Annotated in this window: 1 protein-coding gene; it reads right to left on the bottom strand. The window is 39.6% G+C overall.

What is annotated here, in order from left to right; translation table 11 throughout:
- Positions 1-204: 204 nt before the first annotated feature.
- A complete protein-coding gene (locus tag BT797_RS24490; RefSeq protein ID WP_280173693.1) occupies positions 205-327 on the bottom strand; it encodes a hypothetical protein in 123 nt (40 codons plus the stop codon).
- Between the last annotated feature and the right edge of the window lie 843 nt (positions 328-1,170).

The following is a 1,170-nucleotide window of genomic DNA, read 5'->3' as shown; positions in this document are numbered from 1 at the left end:
ACTCATAATCGGCAGGTCCGCAGTTCAAGTCTGCGAGGGCCCACCAATTCTTGATAAGGCTTATGGAGAAATCTGTAAGCCTTTTCTTTTATCCGCCTTTCCATATCCTGTCTCAGTTTAATTCAATGATTGTCCTGTCCACCGACTCAATCAAAAAAACTAATCAAATTACCACTGCACTATATTTCCCTCAGTAATCTCATATTACATATCAACAGTCATATTCATTAGCGTAACCTCATCACAATCAATCTGCATACCAAGTAACATCAACCAATTACAGCAGCAGTTTTTTACAGACTTAGCTAACAAATATATAACCAACATTCCGTTCCTTAGGATCCAGTTTATTAATATATATTTAATTTATTAACCCAATGGAATAGCGCTAGTAAAACTCAGATATGAGTAAGCCAAAATACCAATAGAATCGAGTGTTGAATGAGTATGACCAATTGCCACGGATGGTAATTGGTCTGTTATATCTCAATGCTATTCACTTAATCGAATCACTACTTAACTCTGCCAGCTAGAACCAGCCATTAATTCACAGATTGGTATTCATGCTCATATCGTTAGTTCTGCCGTTACGGGGGATTTAGGGGGCGATCTAGTCGTGATCAACAGGTGAAATCAAATGAATAGAATCACCAGTCACATCCATCAAAAATACAATTCAAAAAAAATAATCAATCTAGTGACATCGTCGTTGGAAATCACACCCCGTTAACCCCCCTCATCCCCGTCGTCCCCATCAAGGCAAATAAAAAAAAATAGTTAGAACTTACTCGGGTCTATTCAGCTATTAATTCACGGACTGATATTCATATTCATAGTGTTAATTCTGACGTTTCAGTAAGTTTAGGGGGGGAATTCGGGGTTAACGGGGATGATAGGGATTAAGAGATAATTAACGGGATTGATAGAGATGATAGGGACGTAGGGGTTCACAGGGTAATCTAGTCGTCATTACCAGCTCAAACTAAATGAATTGAATTAGCCTAATTCTACCTAGATTCGAGGTCAAAGCCCGGCGGAGGACAGGCTGAACAATTACGGTGTTACATTGGGAAGAAGATTAATTCTGTAAGGCTAAGTAGCACAAGGGCTGAGGGGGTGATCTAGGGCCTGACTAATGTGACAGACCCAGCGATCTAAGATTTAGGTGTT

The organism is Moritella viscosa (assembly GCF_900120065.1).
Lineage (GTDB): Bacteria > Pseudomonadota > Gammaproteobacteria > Enterobacterales > Moritellaceae > Moritella > Moritella viscosa.
This window is presented reverse-complemented; position numbering and strand designations above follow the sequence as displayed.